Raw genomic sequence first — 14,863 nt, 5'->3', positions numbered from 1 at the left:
GCGCCGCGCCCTATATGGACTACGGCGGCGGCAGGACGGCGTGGTAGCGTGGACGTCCGGAGGAGCCGACCGCCGAAAGGCCGAGGATGACCGGAGTAGACAGCGCGGCCCGCGACCGGGCGGAAACCCGGGCGGCGCGTGCGCGAATGCAGGCTGCGGCCGCAGCCGATGCGTGGTCCGACCTGGACAAGGCCAACCGGCACCGGGACGAGAACATGGCCCGCCTGAAAGCCATGCGCCTGGTGAAGGAAGCCGCGGAGGCGGAAGCCGCCCGTGCTGCTCCGCCGCCCCGCAAGGCCCGCAAGAGATAAGCAGATTTCGCGGCAGTGGCTGCCGATCCGGCGCCGAGGCCCTGCGACAGTTCAAGAGGATGACGGAGAACCTCAGCGGCCTTGCGTCGGCGCGAGGCCGCTGAGACGTTCAATGCAGTGCGCGGCGCGGTTCTCCCGCGCGCTGGACCTCCCAGGCCTCGATCGTGCTGCCCATGGTGCCGCCATCGTGCAGGCGGCTGCTGAGGTCGATGAAGGCGCGCTCGCAATCTTCGAGATCGGCCGCTTCCTCCGCCTCGTCGTCCTCCTCGGCGCTCGCGAAACGGTCGAAGGCGGCCGACATCTGCGCGAAGGCCAGCGCCACCGGCATGGTGCGGAAGACCGTGACGAACTCCGCATCGACGTCCCCGGTCGCCAGATCACGCATCAGGACGACGTAGCCATCCGCGTGATCCGCGATCTCGTACTGCCATTGACGGCCTTCGCAGGCTGCAAGGATCATGGCGCTCTCCCGTCTCGCCTCCTGTCGAATGCAGGAGGCCCAGGGGAGGTTCCGGGACGCCGGCCGCGCGGTGCGGCAGCGCACGGGCCGCTCAGCGGGTGCCGGCCTCGAAGGCGGCCCGGCCGCCGATGCGCACCTGCGTGCCGCTGCCGAGATTGATGAAGCCGGGGGCCGGGCGCTCGGCCGCCCGCACCGCGCGGGCCTCGGCCGCGCGGCATTCGGGGCGGTCCGGCAGGCGCACGCCGGGCGGCGCGTCCTGCGGGCACAGGCGGGGGCGCGGCGCGCGCTCGCCGGCCGCGGCGGGGGCCGCGGCGACGAGCAGGGCCGCCAGCGGAAGCAGGCATTTCATGGCGGAAATCCTCCGGGCCGAGCATACGCCCGGGCGCCGCCCGGCGCCAAGCGGCGAAACCCGTCACTGCCGCTGCTGGCCCATATCCGCCGTCGTGACCTGGAGGGTGCGCATGCGCCCGTCGCGCAGGATGGTGAGTTCGACGGTCTGGCCGACGCCGGCCGCCTGGATCACCGCCGTGAGGTCGGCCAGCCGGTGCACCGGCCGGCCGTTCGCCCCGACGATGATGTCGCCGATGTCCCCGGTCGTCGGGTCGAGGCCGCGCAGGCCGGCGGCAGCCGCTGGCGAGCCCCGCACCACCCGCACCACCACGACGCCGTCGATGCCGAGTTGGGCGGCCGCCTCCTCCTGCGCCGCCACGATGCCGATGCCCGGCGTCGGCGTGCGGCCGGTGCGGATCAGGTCCGGCACCACCCGGTTCACCACGTCGATCGGCACCGCGAAGCCGATGCCCGCGCTGGCGCCCGAGGGCGAGAAGATCGCGGTGTTGACCCCGATCACCCGGCCGGCCGAGTCGAGCAGCGGCCCGCCCGAATTGCCCGGGTTGATCGCCGCGTCGGTCTGGATGACGCCCGAGAGCTCCCGCCCCTCGGCGGTGGGCAGCCGCCGCTGCAGGGCGCTGATGACGCCGGTGGTGAGCGTGTGGTCGAGGCCGAACGGGTTGCCGATGGCGTAGACGGATTGCCCGACCTTCAGGTCCGCCGAGGAGCCGATGGCGATCGGCGGCGGCATCTTGCTCACCCGCCCGAGCTTGAGCACCGCGAGGTCGTAGTTCGGCGCGGTCCCGACCACCGTCGCCGGCACGGTCTCGCCGGTCGAGAGCCGCACCGAGATCTCGCCGCCGCCCTGGATGACGTGGTTGTTCGTGACGATGTGGCCGGCCGCGTCCCAGACGAAGCCGGTGCCGGTCTGGTCGCCCCCGCCCTGCTCGCCCTGGCCGCTGTAGGGATCCCGCATCAGGTCCTGGGCGCGCGGCGCGCGGCGCGCGAAGACGTAGACCACCGAGGGCGCGGCGCGCTCGAACAGCGCCACGGTCGAGGATTCGGCCGGCGCGAGGTCGCCGCGCGGGGTGATGGCCCGCGGCTGTTCCACCGAGTAGAGGAGGCCGGTGACGTAGGGCTGGGCCACGAACAGGGCGAGCAGCACGAGGGCGGCGACGAGCGCCCCTCGCAGGAACCGATCCGGCACGACGCGAAACTCCGAAAGCATGGGCGTGAGGTGCATGCCTGAAACTGGGCAGCCGCCTCACGCCTTCAACGCCGGGCGCGCCGATCCGCTGCCGCCGAGGGGTCAGGACGGCTGGAGCGCCCGCCTGGGCTCCCGGCCGGGCACGCGCGGGAGGCGCCCGCCCCGGATCGCGTCCCTGGCGCGGCTGACCGCCGGCTCGATCAGGGCGTGAAGCCCGACCGCCACCGGCAGGCTCAGGGCGAGGCCGGTGAGGTAGCCCGTGAGCGTGAAGCCGCTCGTCGCCGAGAGCACCAGCACCATCACGGCGAGGTGCGACAGGTAGAGCGCGTAGGTCAGGTCACCGAGGGCGCGGTCGATCCGCCGCAAGGGGGCGAGCAAGCCGGCGAGGCGGCACCGCGCCAGGATCGCGATCGCGGCCAGCATCGCGAGCAGCATCCCGACCTGGATGCCGGCTGCCCGCTCGAAGCCGAGGCCGGGATGGTGCGGCGCGCGCGCCGTGAACTCCCACACGATCGCCGCGAGCGACAGGGCGACCGCGGCGCCCGCGACGCGGCTCCGGGTGCCGAGCGCGAAGTACAGGGCGCCCCCGAACCAGAAATAGGGGGCGAGGGTGAAGGTCTCGGGCGCCCGCCGCAGCATGGCGAGCCCGAACAGCGGCGCGGTGGCGAGCGCGACGGCCAGACTCGTGCGCGCCAGCGTCCAGCGCTCCCGGCCGAGGCGCATCCCCAGCCACGCGAGGGCCAGCGCCCCGGCCATTGCGGCGTAGAACAGCATCTCCAGCCGCACCGCCCAGGCGATCGAGACGAACTTGAAACTCATCGCGACGTTCGAGAACGGCACGAAGCCGAGCAGATTGACCGCGAGGTTGCGGGCCGCGAAGGCGTGCTCGGGCAGGCCCTCCCCGGCCCGGTCGAGGCGCAGCGTGCCCAGGACCGCGAAGAGCCAGCAGACCGCGATGGTCGCGAGGGTGGCGGCCACGAAGAGCGGCACGATCCGCAGCAGGCGGTTTGCCAGGAAGGCGCCCGGCCGTCCGGCATAGACCCGGTCCGCCGCCTCGCAGATCACGAAGCCCGACAGGGCGAAGAAGACCAGCACCGCGAGGCTGCCCACCTCGTAGGGCTGCGCCGCGGCGCTCAAGCCCTCCGGGGCGAGGTTGGCGAGGAAATGCTGCTGCACCACCAGGATCGCGAGCCCCAGGCGGAAGGCCCCGAACGGGCGGTAGACGAGGTCGGTCATCGCTGGGCTGGTCTCGGCGGTTGTCCCGCGAGGCTCCCACGCGCGCCTCCGGCGGACCATGCGTGGCGGCTGCGCAGGAACCCGCGGCGCCTTTCCCGGCGCGCCTCCCGTGCCACCTTATGGCCAGGACCCGCGCAATGGCGTCGGCGGGAGCCCGTGCCTATACTGAGGCCAACGACGCCAACGATGAGTCACAGGCCATGACCCGCGACACGGAGCCCCGTCGCACCGCCAGCCGGATTCCGGATTTCGCCGGCATCGCGTTCGCGCCGGTGCCCTCCGCTCCGGCGGCCGGCACGGCCGAGCCCTGGATGACGCCCGAGGGCATCCCGGTGAAGGGCACCTACGGCCCGGCCGACCGCGAGGGCCTCGACTTCCTCGACACCTATCCGGGCATCGCGCCCTTCCTGCGCGGCCCCTACCCGACCATGTACGTCACCCAGCCCTGGACCATCCGGCAATATGCCGGTTTCTCCACGGCCGAGGATTCCAACGCCTTCTACCGGCGCAACCTCGCGGCCGGCCAGAAGGGCCTCTCGGTGGCCTTCGACCTCGCCACCCATCGCGGCTACGATTCCGACCATCCCCGCGTGTCGGGCGATGTCGGCATGGCGGGCGTGGCGATCGACTCGATCTACGACATGCGCACGCTGTTCTCGGGGATCCCCCTCGACCAGATGACCGTGTCGATGACCATGAACGGCGCGGTGCTGCCGATCCTGGCCCTCTACATCGTGGCGGCCGAGGAGCAGGGCGTGCCGCCGGAAAAGCTCGCCGGCACGATCCAGAACGACATCCTGAAAGAATTCATGGTCCGCAACACCTACATCTACCCGCCGGCCGGGTCGATGCGGATCATCTCGGACATCTTCGGCTACACCTCGGCCCACATGCCGAAGTTCAACTCGATCTCCATCTCCGGCTACCACATGCAGGAGGCCGGGGCGACGCAGGACCTCGAACTCGCCTACACGCTCGCGGACGGCGTCGAGTACATCCGGGCCGGGCTCGCCGCCGGACTGACCATCGACAAGTTCGCCCCGCGCCTGTCGTTCTTCTGGGCGATCGGCATGAACTTCTTCATGGAGGTGGCGAAGATGCGGGCCGCGCGCCTGCTCTGGGCCAAGCTCGTGAAGGATTTCTCGCCGAAATCCGAGAAATCGCTGGCGCTGCGCACCCACTCGCAGACCAGCGGCTGGTCGCTCACCGCGCAGGACGTGTTCAACAACGTGACGCGCACCTGCGTCGAGGCGATGGCGGCGACGCAGGGCGGAACGCAGTCGCTCCACACCAACGCGCTCGACGAGGCGCTGGCGCTCCCCACCGATTTCTCGGCCCGCATCGCCCGCAACACCCAGCTCTTCCTGCAACAGGAGAGCGGCACCATGCGGATCATCGATCCCTGGGGCGGCTCCTACTACGTCGAGCGCCTGACCCGCGACCTGGCGGCCCGCGCCTGGGAGCACATCCGGGAGGTCGAGGCGCTCGGCGGCATGGCGAAGGCGATCGAGGCCGGCATCCCGAAGCTGCGCATCGAGGAGGCGGCGGCCCGCACCCAGGCGCGGATCGATTCCGGCCAGCAGACCATCGTGGGCGTCAACAAGTTCAAGCCGGACGGCGACCGGCCGATCGACCTCCTGCGCGTCGACAACGGCAACGTGCGTTCGCTGCAGATCGACAAGCTGAAGCGCCTGCGGGCCGAGCGGGACGAGGGCGCGGTCGCAGCCGCCCTCGACGCACTGACGCAGGCCGCGGGCGGGAGCGGCAACCTGCTGGCGCTCGCCGTCGAGGCGGCGCGGGCCAAGGCGACGGTGGGCGAGATCTCGGCGGCGCTGGAGCGCTCCTGGGGCCGGCACCAGGCCGAGATCCGCTCGATCTCGGGCGTCTACAAGCGGGAGATGGGCGGCATGTCGGGAGCGGTCGAGCGGGTGCGGGGCCTCGTCGAGGCGTTCGAGGAGGCCGATGGCCGACGGCCCCGCATCCTCGTCGCCAAGATGGGTCAGGACGGGCACGACCGCGGCCAGAAGGTGATCGCCTCGGCCTTCGCGGATCTCGGCTTCGACGTCGATATCGGGCCGCTCTTCGCCACGCCCGAGGAGGCGGCGCGGCAGGCGGTGGAGAACGACGTGCACATCGTCGGCGTCTCGTCGCTGGCGGCCGGCCACCTGACGCTGGTGCCGGAGCTGAAGCGGGCGCTGACCGAGGCCGGGCGGCCCGACGTGATGATCGTGGTGGGCGGGGTGATCCCGCCGGGCGACTTCGAGGCGCTGCGGCAGGCGGGCGCCTCGGCGATCTTCCCGCCCGGCACCGTCATCGCCGAGGCCGCCGTGACGCTGATCGCCGAACTCAACCAGCGCCTCGGCTACGCCGCCCGCGAAGCCGCCGAGTAGGCGGACGGCGCCGGATCGGGGCCCGAATCCGGGCCCCCGCCCGGCGTCGGGAGCGGATTCCGGAGCCCCGGGAAGGAACTTCCCCTTTCGCTTTTCGGGAGAGAAGGCGCTTCTCCATCCGGGCATAACTTCGAAAGACGCATCCATTGATCGCGGGGCGCCAGGACGCGACATTCCCCGCATGACCACGCCCTTCCCCTCGTCCCGGACGCCGGCCTTCGATCCCTTCGGCGAACCGTCCGTGACCGCGCCCTGCCCCGCGGCCGGGCCGGGGGACCGGCGTGCCCGCCGGATCGCCATCGCGGCGTTCTGGAGCCTCGCGCTGCTCATCACGGCGGGCCGCGCCTACTGGGGCATCCATCCGTCGCAGCAGCCGAGCCTGGACACGGCCTCGGTCGCCACCGTCACGACGATCCGCTGAGGCGGGCGCACGCCGGCGCCGATCGCCGGTGAAGGAGCCGTCTGCTCAACCTCCAACTGCACAAGCCGCTCGCGCATCCGTCAATTGACAGCGCTGCCGCTCGGCCTAGTTTTTCCGCTCGTATCCGAGCGGCCGAACCCCCGGCGGCCCTCCCGCCGGGTTTCCTCGTTTCGGCCGACCTGATCCCGGCGCGGGTTCCCCGCGCGTCCGAGCGGGGGCGATCCAGCATGATCAAGCTGACCATCAACGGGTCCGTGCGCGAGGTCGAGGCTGAGCCCGACACGCCGCTTCTCTGGGTCATCCGCGAGCAGGCCGGGCTGACCGGCACCAAGTACGGCTGCGGCATCGCGCAATGCGGCGCCTGCACGGTGCATATCGACGGGCAGGCCGTGCGCTCCTGCTCCATGCCGGTCTCCTCGGTGAGCGCCGAGCAGAAGATCGTGACGATCGAGGGCCTGAGCCCCGACCGCTCGCATCCGGTGCAGAAGGCCTGGGCGGCCCTCGACGTGCCGCAATGCGGCTTCTGCCAGTCGGGCATGATCATGGCCTCGGCGGCGCTCCTGGCCCAGAACCCGAAGCCGAGCGAGCAGGAGATCCGCCAGGAGATCACCAACATCTGCCGCTGCGGCACCTACAACCGGGTGCTCGCCGGCATCAAGCTCGCCGCCGAAGGCGGCGAGGTCGGCCGCGGCTAAGGAGGAGAGCCATGACGACGACCCGTCCCGCCCTCTCCCGCCGCGGCTTCCTGGCCGGCTCCGCCGTCGCCGCGGGCGCCTTCAGCCTCGGCTTCCACGTGCCCCTCGACGCCGAGGCCGCCCCCGGCACCCCCGAGGTCAACGCCTGGGTGGTGGTGCGCCCCGACGACACGGTGGTGATCCGCATCGCCCGCTCCGAGATGGGCCAGGGCACGCTCACGGGCCTCGCCCAACTCGTCGCCGAGGAACTCGCCTGCGACTGGTCGAAGGTGACGACCGAGTATCCGACGCCGGGCGAGAACCTCGCGCGCAACCGCGTCTGGGGCGATTTCTCCACCGGCGGCAGCCGCGGCATCCGCGAATCCTACGTCGCGGTGCGCAAGGGGGGTGCCGCCGCCCGCATGATGCTGGTCGCGGCGGCCGCCAGGGAGTGGGGCGTGGAGCCCTCCGCCTGCCGGGCCGAGAAAAGCGTCATCAGCCATCCGGCCTCCGGGCGCAGCACCACCTACGGCCAAATGGCGGCGCTCGCCGCCACGCTGGAGCCGCCGAAGGATCCGCCCCTGAAGGATCCGAAGGACTGGACGGTGGCGGGCCAGTCGGTGAAGCGCCTCGACACGCTGCCGAAGCTCGACGGCAGCCAGATCTACGGCATGGACCTGACGCTCGACGGCATGCTCAACGCCGCGATCCGCGACTGCCCGGTGACGGGCGGCAAGGTGAAGAGCTTCGACGCGGCGGCCGTCTCGGGCATGCCCGGCGTGAAGAAGGTGGTGCAGGTCGGCGAGACCGGCGTGGCGGTGGTCGCCGACACCTTCTGGCGCGCCAAGACCGCCCTCGACGCGCTGCCGGTCGTCTGGGACGAGGGCCCGAACGCGGCCGTGTCGAGCCAGACCATCGCGGCGATGCTCGCGGAGGGGCTCGACGCCCAGGAGGCCTTCGTCGGCAACAAGGCCGGCGACGTGCAGGCGGCCTTGCGGGACGCCGCCAAGGTGGTGGAGGCCACCTACGCCTACCCGTTCCAGAACCACGCCACCATGGAGCCGATGAACGCGACGGCGCGCTGGACGCCGGAGCGCTGCGAGGTCTGGACCCCGACCCAGAACGGCGAGGCGGCGCTCGCCGCCACCGCCGAGGCGGCCGGCCTCTCCCCGCGCCAGTGCGAGGTCTACAAGATCCATCTCGGCGGCGGCTTCGGGCGCCGCGGCGCCACCCACGACTGGGTGCGACAGGCCGTCCTGATCGCCCGCGAGATGCCCGGTACGCCGGTCAAGCTGATCTGGACCCGCGAGGAGGACATGACGCATGGCCGGTACCACCCGGTCACGCAGTGCCGCATGCGCGCCGCCCTCGACCGGGACGGCAACCTCACCGGCCTGCAGATGCGCATCTCCGGCCAGTCGATCCTGGCGACGATCCTGCCGGGCCGGCTCGGGCCGGACGGCAAGGACCCGGTGACCTTCCAGGGCCTCAACCCGAGCGGGGCGGAGGCGGCGATCGGCTACACGATCCCGAACCTCCTCATCGACCACGCCATGCGCAACCCGCCCATCATCCCGGGCTTCTGGCGGGGCGTGAACACCAACCCCAACGCCATCTACCTCGAATGCTTCCTCGACGAGGTGGCGCACGCGGCCGGCCAGGATCCCCTCGCCTTCCGGCGCAAGCTGATGGCCAACCACCCCAAGCACCTCGCGGTGCTGAACGCCGCGGCCGAGCGGATCGGCTGGGACCGCAAGCCGCCCGCGGGCATCCACCGCGGCCTCGCCCAGATCATGGGCTTCGGCAGCTACGTGGCGGGCGCCGCCGAGGTGTCGGTGGCACAGGACGGCAAGGTGAAGATCCACCGCATCGTCGCGGCCACCGACCCGGGCGTCGCCATCAACCCGCAGCAGATCGAGGCGCAGGTCGAGGGCTCGTTCGTGTACGGCCTCTCGGCCGCCCTCTACGGCGCCTGCACGGTCAAGGACGGGCGGATCGAGCAGGCGAACTTCGACACCTATCCGGTGATGCGCCTCGACGACATGCCGGCGGTCGAGACCGTGCTGGTGCCCTCCGGCGGCTTCATCGGCGGGGTGGGCGAGCCGACCATCGCGGTGGCGGCGCCCGCGGTGCTGAACGCGGTCTTCGCCGCCACCGGCAAGCGGGTGCGGCAGATGCCGCTCAGGAACGCGGACCTGCGCCGCGCGTGAGGAGCTTTCTCGTCCTCGCGCTCCTCGGGCTCGGCGCGGCGCCCGCCGCGGCCGAGACCGTCCGCGCGCCGCCGGGTGCCTCCTCCTGCACAGGCTGCCACGGGGCGCACGGCGAGGGTGCCTTCGCGCCGCTCACCGGCCGCCCGGCGGCGGACACCGCCGCCGCGCTCGCCGCCTACCGGTCGGGCGAGCGCCCGGCCACCGTGATGACCCGGATCGCCAGGGGCTTCACCGAGGCGGAGAGCCGGGCCATCGCGGCCTACCTCGAACAGCAGGCCGCCCCGTGAGCGGGCCGAGCCGCCGCGCGCTCCTCGGCGCCCTCGCGGGCCTCGCCGCCGCGCCGGCCTTGGGCCAGGGTGCGCGCGGGCGCGTCGTCGTGGTGGGCGGCGGCTTCGGCGGCGCCTCGGCGGCCCGTGCCCTGCACCGCGCGGGCCTCGCCGTGACGCTGGTGGAGGCCGAGACCACCTACACCGCCTGCCCGTTCAGCAACGAGGTGATCGCCGGCCTCCAGCCGCTGTCGGCGCAGCGCTTCGGCTACGAGGGCCTGCGCGCGAGCGGCGTCGCGGTGGTGCACGCGGTCGCGACCGGGATCGACGGCGGGGCGCGGACGGTGGCGCTCGCGGACGGCAGCCGGCTCCCCTACGACCGCCTGATCCTCTCCCCCGGCATCGCGCTGCGCTTCGACGCGATCCCCGGCTACGACGAGGCCGCGGCCGAGGTGATGCCGCATGCCTGGAAGGCCGGGGCGCAGACGGAACTGCTGGCGCGGCGCCTCGCGGACCTGCCGGACGGCGGCACGGTGGTGCTGTCGGTGCCGGCCAACCCCTATCGCTGCCCGCCCGGCCCCTACGAGCGGGCGAGCCTGATCGCGCACGTCCTCAAGACGCGAAAACCCCGTTCCAAGCTCATCGTGCTCGACGCCAAGGACACTTTTTCCAAGCAGAAGCTGTTCGAGGCGGCCTGGAAGGATCTTTATCCCGACCACCTCGAATACGTGCCGCTGGCGGCGGGCGGGCAGGTGACGGAGGTCGATCCGGCGACGATGACGGTCCGCACCGATTTCTCGGAGGTGAAGGCGGCGCTCGCCTGCATCATCCCGCCCCAGCGCGCCGCACCGATCGCGACGGCCGCCGGCGTGGCCGACCGCACCGGCTGGTGCCCGATCGATCCGGTGACGTTCGAGTCGCGGCTGGTGCCGGGCATCCACGTCATCGGCGATGCCTGCATCGGAGGCGCGATGCCGAAATCCGCCTTCTCGGCCAACGCCCAGGCGAAGGTCTGCGCAGAGGCGGTCGCCGACCTGCTCGCCGGCCGCGCGCCGGTGACGCCGAAGCTCATCAACACCTGCTACAGCCTCGTCGCGCCCGGCTACGGCATCTCGGTGGCGGGGGTCTACCGGCCGGCCAACGGCATGCTGGCCGACATCGAGGGCGCGGGCGGCACCAGCCCCCTCGACGCCCCGATGGAGACCCGCCGGGACGAGGCCGCCTACGCGGAGGCGTGGTACCGGACCATCACGGCGGACGTGTTCGGGTGACGGCCCAATTCTGCATTCGCAGCAACCGACTTGAGACCCCCGGGATCCCCTCTCCCGTGCGGGAGAGGGGTAGGGGTGAGGGTCCAGGTGGGGCCGCAGTGAAGCTGGGTCCGTCGTGCGGGGAGCGGAACGGTTCAGCTCCAAACACTGACCGTGGTGCTGGTAGCGGCAGCGACGCGTCTTCCTGCGGCACCCTCCCGGGACCCTCACGCGGGATCTTCGATCCCCTGCCCCTCTCCCGCACGGGAGAGGGGTTCCCCGCGCCGCCCACGACCACCGGCCCGGCGCGGACCGTGAGAAGGATCGCCCTCGCGGCCCCCCTCCTCATCCTGCTCCCCGCGCTCTCTCCCTACACGGTCGAGGGAGACGCCATTCCGGCTCCCCTCGCGGGGCAGGCCGGCGACCCCGCCCGCGGCCGGGCCATCGCCACCGATGCGCGCAAGGGCCTGTGCACCCTCTGCCACGCGGGCCTGGGCGCGCGGCCGGAGGGCGACATCGGGCCGAGCCTCGCGGGCGTGGGGGCGCGGCTCTCGCCGGGCCAGCTGCGGCTGCGGCTCGTGGACGGCCGCGCCTTGAATCCGGCGACCGTGATGCCCTCGTATTACCGCACGGACGGCCTGACCCGGGTCGGGCCGGCGTGGCGCGACCGGCCGATCCTGGAGGCCGGCGAGATCGAGGACGTCGTGGCGTATCTCGCGACGCTGCGGGGCGAAGAGGACCGACGGGAGGGCCGATGGGAGGGTCGATGATCTGGACACCCGACCGGCGCAGGCTGCTGGCCGGCGGCGCGGGGCTGATCGCCCTGGCGCCGCTGCGGGCCTTCGCCGTCGCGCGCCCGCCGCGCGAGCCCACCGCCGCGGCGATCCGGCGCTTCGCGGGCGAGGCCGAGATCCGGCCGGGCCGGGTCCATCTCGACCTGCCGCCGCTGGTCGAGAACGGCAACGCGGTGCCGCTCGCCGTGAGCGTGGACTCGCCGATGTCGGCCACCGACTTCGTGCGCCGCATCGCGGTGTTCAACGACAAGAACCCGCAGCCGAACGTGATCACGGTCCATCTCGGCCCCAAGGCCGGGCGCGCCGCGATCACCACCCGCATCCGTCTCGCCGACACCCAGACCGTGACGGCGATCGCCGAGATGAGCGACGGCAGCTACTGGTCCGCGACCGCCGACGCGATCGTGACGCTCGCCGCCTGCGTGGAGGGCTGAGGCGCATGGCCCGCACCCTGATCAACCTGCCCAAGACCGCCAAGGCCGGCGCGGTGATCGAGGTCAAGACGCTGATCTCGCACCCGATGGAGACGGGCTACCGCCCCGGCCCCGAGGGCCGGCTCGTTCCGCGCGACATCATCACGGAATTCGTCTGCCGCTTCGAGGGCGAGGAGGTGTTTCGGGCCGAGTTCTTCCCGGCCACCTCCGCCAATCCCTACCTGACCTTCACCACGGTGGCCGAGCGCAGCGGCACCTTCACCTTCACCTGGACCGGCGACAACGGATTCGCGCAGACGGAGAGCGCCGTCCTGACGGTGACCTGAGGCCGTGCGCCGCGCCGTTTTCGTCGCGCTGCTGCTGGCAGCGCCTGCGGCGGCCGAGATCGCGCCCGGCGAGCGGCGCTCCGGCTTCGACCAGATGACGCCGGAACTGCGCGCCATGCAGACGGACGAGGCCGCCAATCCAGGCCTGCTCTGGGTCGGCGACGGGGAGGAGGCCTGGGCGACGGCTCCGCTTACAGGCCGGCCCGCCTGCGCCGGCTGCCACGGTGGGATCACGGCGATGCGCGGGGTCGCGGCGCGCTATCCGGCCTGGGACGAGGCCACGGCTCGCCCGGTCGACCTCCAGGGCCGGATCAACCTGTGCCGCACGCGCCACCAGGGGGCCGATCCCTTCTCCGCCGAGAGCCGCCCGCTCCTCGCGCTGACGGCGGCTGTGGCGGCGCAGGCGCGCGGCCTGCCGGTGGCGCCGCCGGCCGATTCCCGGCTTGATCCGGCCCGGGCGGAGGGCGAGCGCCTGTTCACCCGGCGCACCGGCCAGCTCGACCTCTCCTGCGCGAATTGCCACGACGGGCTCTGGGGCCGGCGCCTCGGCGCGAGCACGATCCCGCAGGGCCACCCCAACGGCTACCCGCTCTACCGGCTCGAATGGCAGGATCTCGGCTCGCTCCAGCGCCGCCTGCGCAACTGCCTCACCGGGATGCGGGCCGAGCCCTACCCGTTCGGCGCGCCCGAATACGTCGCCCTCGAACTCCACCTGATGCGGCGCGCGGCGGGATTGCCGGTCGAGGCCCCGGCCGTGCGGCCGTGACGGGTGACGCCCCGCGCGCGGCGGTCTAATCCTTCACTTCGGGAGAGACGGCATGGCGCACGACCACCACCACGATCACGACCACGAGCACCACCACGGCAGCGAGCTCTCGCCGATGGACCTTCGGGTGCGGGCCCTCGAATCGATCCTCGTCGAGAAGGGCTACGTCGATCCGGCCGCCCTCGACGCGCTGATCGAGACCTACGAGTCGAAGATCGGCCCGCGCAACGGCGCGCAGGTCGTGGCCCGGGCCTGGGTCGATCCAGCCTACCGGGCGCGGCTCCTCGACGACGCGACGGCGGCGATCCGCGAGCTCGGCTTCGGCGGCCGGGGCGGCGAGCACATGGTGGTGGTGGCCAACAGCCCCGAGGAGCACAACCTCGTCGTCTGCACGCTCTGCTCCTGCTATCCCTGGCCGGTGCTCGGCCTGCCGCCGGTCTGGTACAAGTCGCCGCCCTATCGCTCCCGGGCGGTGATCGACCCGCGCGGCGTGCTGGCCGAGTTCGGCGTCACGCTGCCCGAGACGACGCGCCTGCGCGTCTGGGATTCGACCGCGGAACTCCGCTACATGGTCCTGCCGATGCGCCCGGCCGGCACGGACCACCTCGACGAGGCCGCACTCGCCGACCTCGTCACCCGCGACGCCATGATCGGCACCGGGCTTCCCCTCTCCCCCGACCAAGTGGTGCGCTCATGAACGGCGGGCAGGATCTCGGCGGCATGCAGGGCTTCGGGCCGGTCGGCTTCGAGGCGGACGAGCCCTGGTTCCACGCGCCCTGGGAGCGGCGCGTCTTCGCGATGGCGATGGCGATGGGGCTCACCGGCACGTGGAACCTCGACGCGAGCCGGGCCGCGCGCGAATCGCTGCCGCCCGGCGAGTACCTCACCTCCAGCTACTACCGGATCTGGTTCCGGGCACTGGAGAAGCAGGTGGTCCAGCACGGCCTCGTGACGGAGGGCGAACTGACGGCGGGCGCCGCGCTGACGCCGCCCGCTCCGGTCGCCCGCGTGCTCCAGGCCGAGGAGGTGGCGCCGCTCTTCGCCCGCGGCTTCCCGAGCGACCGCCCCGGCCCGGCCCAGGCCCGCTTCGCGGTGGGCGACGAGGTGACGGCCAAGACCATCAACCCGCCCGGCCACACCCGGCTGCCGCGCTACGTTCGCGGGCGCACCGGCGTGGTGGAGCGGGTGCACGGCACCTTCATCTTTCCGGATTCGAACGCGCATTTCGCCGGTGAGGCGCCGCAATGGCTCTACACGGTGCGCTTCGCGGGCGTGGAGCTGTGGGGCGAGGATGCCGAGCCGGGGCTCGCGGTCTCGGTCAACGCCTTCGAGAGCTACCTCGAACCCGCGCGCGGACGCGCCGCATGAGGCCGGAGGAGCCGCCGGCCTTCGCGGCACCCTGGGAGGCCCAGACCTTCGCGATGGTCGTGGCGCTGCACGATCGCGGCCTGTTCACGTGGAGCGAGTGGGCGCAGGCGCTCGGACAGGCCGGCCGCGAGGGCGACCGGCCGGCGGATTACGCCCTGTGGCTGGAGACGATTGAGCGGCTCGTGGCCGCGCGCGGCGTCACCACGGCCCATGCCCTGGTCGACCGGCAGGCCGCCTTCGCGCGCGCCGCGGCGGCGACGCCCCACGGCGAGCCGATCGCGCTGGCGAACGATCCGGGGCCGTGACACGGGGTCCAGTTCGTCTCTCATCAAGCGCGGGGAACCCTTCTCCCGTGCGGGAGAAGGGCATGGGGATCGAAGATCCCACATGAGGGTCCCGGGAGGGAGCCGCAGTGAAGCT

18 protein-coding genes are annotated in these 14,863 nt (G+C 72.6%); 14 read left to right on the top strand and 4 right to left on the bottom strand.

The window, feature by feature from the left end; genetic code table 11:
* The first annotated feature begins 86 nt into the window (after positions 1–86).
* Positions 87–311 carry a hypothetical protein gene (locus ACKUB9_RS02005; RefSeq protein WP_407518967.1) on the top strand — a complete coding sequence of 75 codons (225 nt, stop codon included), beginning with the start codon at positions 87–89 and terminating at the stop codon, positions 309–311.
* 109 nt (positions 312–420) lie between these two features.
* Here ACKUB9_RS02005 and ACKUB9_RS02000 read toward each other — a convergent pair whose 3' ends face one another.
* From ACKUB9_RS02000 to ACKUB9_RS01985, 4 genes are all read right to left on the bottom strand, one after another.
* Positions 421–771, bottom strand: a complete 351-nt coding sequence (locus tag ACKUB9_RS02000) for a hypothetical protein (protein WP_407518965.1) — start codon at positions 769–771, stop codon at positions 421–423.
* A gap of 91 nt (positions 772–862) precedes the next feature.
* Positions 863–1,120, bottom strand: coding sequence for a hypothetical protein (locus ACKUB9_RS01995; protein ID WP_407518963.1), 258 nt, complete (start codon positions 1,118–1,120; stop codon positions 863–865).
* A gap of 63 nt (positions 1,121–1,183) precedes the next feature.
* Positions 1,184–2,308: a S1C family serine protease gene (locus ACKUB9_RS01990; RefSeq protein WP_407518961.1), complete on the bottom strand. Its 1,125-nt coding sequence runs from the start codon at positions 2,306–2,308 to the stop codon at positions 1,184–1,186.
* Between the two features lie 102 nt (positions 2,309–2,410).
* Entirely contained in the window at positions 2,411–3,544 is a 1,134-nt protein-coding gene (locus ACKUB9_RS01985; RefSeq protein WP_407518959.1) for an acyltransferase family protein, read from the bottom strand.
* Positions 3,545–3,744: 200 nt separating this feature from the next.
* Between ACKUB9_RS01985 and scpA the strand changes: the two genes are divergently transcribed.
* The 13 genes from scpA to ACKUB9_RS01920 all read left to right on the top strand — a co-directional run bounded on the left by scpA (position 3,745) and on the right by ACKUB9_RS01920 (position 14,748).
* Positions 3,745–5,934: a methylmalonyl-CoA mutase gene (scpA, locus tag ACKUB9_RS01980; protein ID WP_407518958.1), complete on the top strand. Its 2,190-nt coding sequence runs from the start codon at positions 3,745–3,747 to the stop codon at positions 5,932–5,934.
* A gap of 181 nt (positions 5,935–6,115) precedes the next feature.
* On the top strand, positions 6,116–6,355 hold the full coding sequence (locus ACKUB9_RS01975; protein WP_407518957.1) for a hypothetical protein: 240 nt from the start codon (positions 6,116–6,118) through the stop codon (positions 6,353–6,355).
* Between the two features lie 227 nt (positions 6,356–6,582).
* Positions 6,583–7,050, top strand: coding sequence for a (2Fe-2S)-binding protein (locus tag ACKUB9_RS01970; RefSeq protein WP_407518955.1), 468 nt, complete (start codon positions 6,583–6,585; stop codon positions 7,048–7,050).
* Between the two features lie 11 nt (positions 7,051–7,061).
* Positions 7,062–9,239 carry a xanthine dehydrogenase family protein molybdopterin-binding subunit gene (locus tag ACKUB9_RS01965; RefSeq protein ID WP_407518954.1) on the top strand — a complete coding sequence of 726 codons (2,178 nt, stop codon included), beginning with the start codon at positions 7,062–7,064 and terminating at the stop codon, positions 9,237–9,239.
* Positions 9,236–9,526 carry a c-type cytochrome gene (locus ACKUB9_RS01960; RefSeq protein WP_407518953.1) on the top strand — a complete coding sequence of 97 codons (291 nt, stop codon included), beginning with the start codon at positions 9,236–9,238 and terminating at the stop codon, positions 9,524–9,526. Before ACKUB9_RS01965 ends, ACKUB9_RS01960 begins: the two co-directional genes overlap by 4 nt.
* Positions 9,523–10,776 carry an FCSD flavin-binding domain-containing protein gene (locus ACKUB9_RS01955; RefSeq protein ID WP_407518951.1) on the top strand — a complete coding sequence of 418 codons (1,254 nt, stop codon included), beginning with the start codon at positions 9,523–9,525 and terminating at the stop codon, positions 10,774–10,776. The genes ACKUB9_RS01960 and ACKUB9_RS01955 overlap by 4 nt, the downstream gene beginning before the upstream one ends.
* 293 nt (positions 10,777–11,069) lie before the next feature.
* Positions 11,070–11,525: a sulfur oxidation c-type cytochrome SoxX gene (gene soxX, locus ACKUB9_RS01950; RefSeq protein WP_407518949.1), complete on the top strand. Its 456-nt coding sequence runs from the start codon at positions 11,070–11,072 to the stop codon at positions 11,523–11,525.
* The gene (locus ACKUB9_RS01945) at positions 11,525–11,983 is read left to right on the top strand and encodes a SoxY-related AACIE arm protein (protein WP_407519101.1); all 459 of its coding nucleotides are present in this window, start codon (positions 11,525–11,527) and stop codon (positions 11,981–11,983) included. The genes soxX and ACKUB9_RS01945 overlap by 1 nt, the downstream gene beginning before the upstream one ends.
* Positions 11,984–11,988: 5 nt before the next feature.
* A complete protein-coding gene (gene soxZ / locus ACKUB9_RS01940) occupies positions 11,989–12,309 on the top strand; it encodes a thiosulfate oxidation carrier complex protein SoxZ (RefSeq protein WP_407518948.1) in 321 nt (106 codons plus the stop codon).
* 4 nt (positions 12,310–12,313) lie between these two features.
* Positions 12,314–13,075, top strand: a complete 762-nt coding sequence (gene soxA / locus ACKUB9_RS01935) for a sulfur oxidation c-type cytochrome SoxA (RefSeq protein ID WP_407518946.1) — start codon at positions 12,314–12,316, stop codon at positions 13,073–13,075.
* Between the two features lie 52 nt (positions 13,076–13,127).
* The gene (gene nthA, locus ACKUB9_RS01930) at positions 13,128–13,772 is read left to right on the top strand and encodes a nitrile hydratase subunit alpha (RefSeq protein WP_407518944.1); all 645 of its coding nucleotides are present in this window, start codon (positions 13,128–13,130) and stop codon (positions 13,770–13,772) included.
* Positions 13,769–14,443, top strand: a complete 675-nt coding sequence (gene nthB, locus ACKUB9_RS01925; protein ID WP_407518942.1) for a nitrile hydratase subunit beta — start codon at positions 13,769–13,771, stop codon at positions 14,441–14,443. Before nthA ends, nthB begins: the two co-directional genes overlap by 4 nt.
* On the top strand, positions 14,440–14,748 hold the full coding sequence (locus tag ACKUB9_RS01920; RefSeq protein WP_407518941.1) for a nitrile hydratase accessory protein: 309 nt from the start codon (positions 14,440–14,442) through the stop codon (positions 14,746–14,748). The genes nthB and ACKUB9_RS01920 overlap by 4 nt, the downstream gene beginning before the upstream one ends.
* Positions 14,749–14,863: the final 115 nt, after the last annotated feature.

This window comes from Methylobacterium oryzisoli, assembly GCF_046557895.1.
GTDB lineage: Bacteria > Pseudomonadota > Alphaproteobacteria > Rhizobiales > Beijerinckiaceae > Methylobacterium > Methylobacterium oryzisoli.
Note: the sequence above shows the minus strand (reverse complement) of the source record. Positions and strands in the feature narration are given on the sequence as shown.

Coding starts and splice junctions, on each gene's coding strand:
- nthB (WP_407518942.1), top strand. CDS start 13,769: ATGAACGGCGGGCAGGATCTCGGCGGCATGCAGGGCTTCGGGCCGGTC.
- ACKUB9_RS02005 (WP_407518967.1), top strand. CDS start 87: ATGACCGGAGTAGACAGCGCGGCCCGCGACCGGGCGGAAACCCGGGCG.
- ACKUB9_RS01995 (WP_407518963.1), bottom strand. CDS start 1,120: ATGAAATGCCTGCTTCCGCTGGCGGCCCTGCTCGTCGCCGCGGCCCCC.
- ACKUB9_RS01985 (WP_407518959.1), bottom strand. CDS start 3,544: ATGACCGACCTCGTCTACCGCCCGTTCGGGGCCTTCCGCCTGGGGCTC.
- nthA (WP_407518944.1), top strand. CDS start 13,128: ATGGCGCACGACCACCACCACGATCACGACCACGAGCACCACCACGGC.
- ACKUB9_RS01965 (WP_407518954.1), top strand. CDS start 7,062: ATGACGACGACCCGTCCCGCCCTCTCCCGCCGCGGCTTCCTGGCCGGC.
- soxZ (WP_407518948.1), top strand. CDS start 11,989: ATGGCCCGCACCCTGATCAACCTGCCCAAGACCGCCAAGGCCGGCGCG.
- ACKUB9_RS01920 (WP_407518941.1), top strand. CDS start 14,440: ATGAGGCCGGAGGAGCCGCCGGCCTTCGCGGCACCCTGGGAGGCCCAG.
- ACKUB9_RS01970 (WP_407518955.1), top strand. CDS start 6,583: ATGATCAAGCTGACCATCAACGGGTCCGTGCGCGAGGTCGAGGCTGAG.
- ACKUB9_RS02000 (WP_407518965.1), bottom strand. CDS start 771: ATGATCCTTGCAGCCTGCGAAGGCCGTCAATGGCAGTACGAGATCGCG.
- scpA (WP_407518958.1), top strand. CDS start 3,745: ATGACCCGCGACACGGAGCCCCGTCGCACCGCCAGCCGGATTCCGGAT.
- ACKUB9_RS01975 (WP_407518957.1), top strand. CDS start 6,116: ATGACCACGCCCTTCCCCTCGTCCCGGACGCCGGCCTTCGATCCCTTC.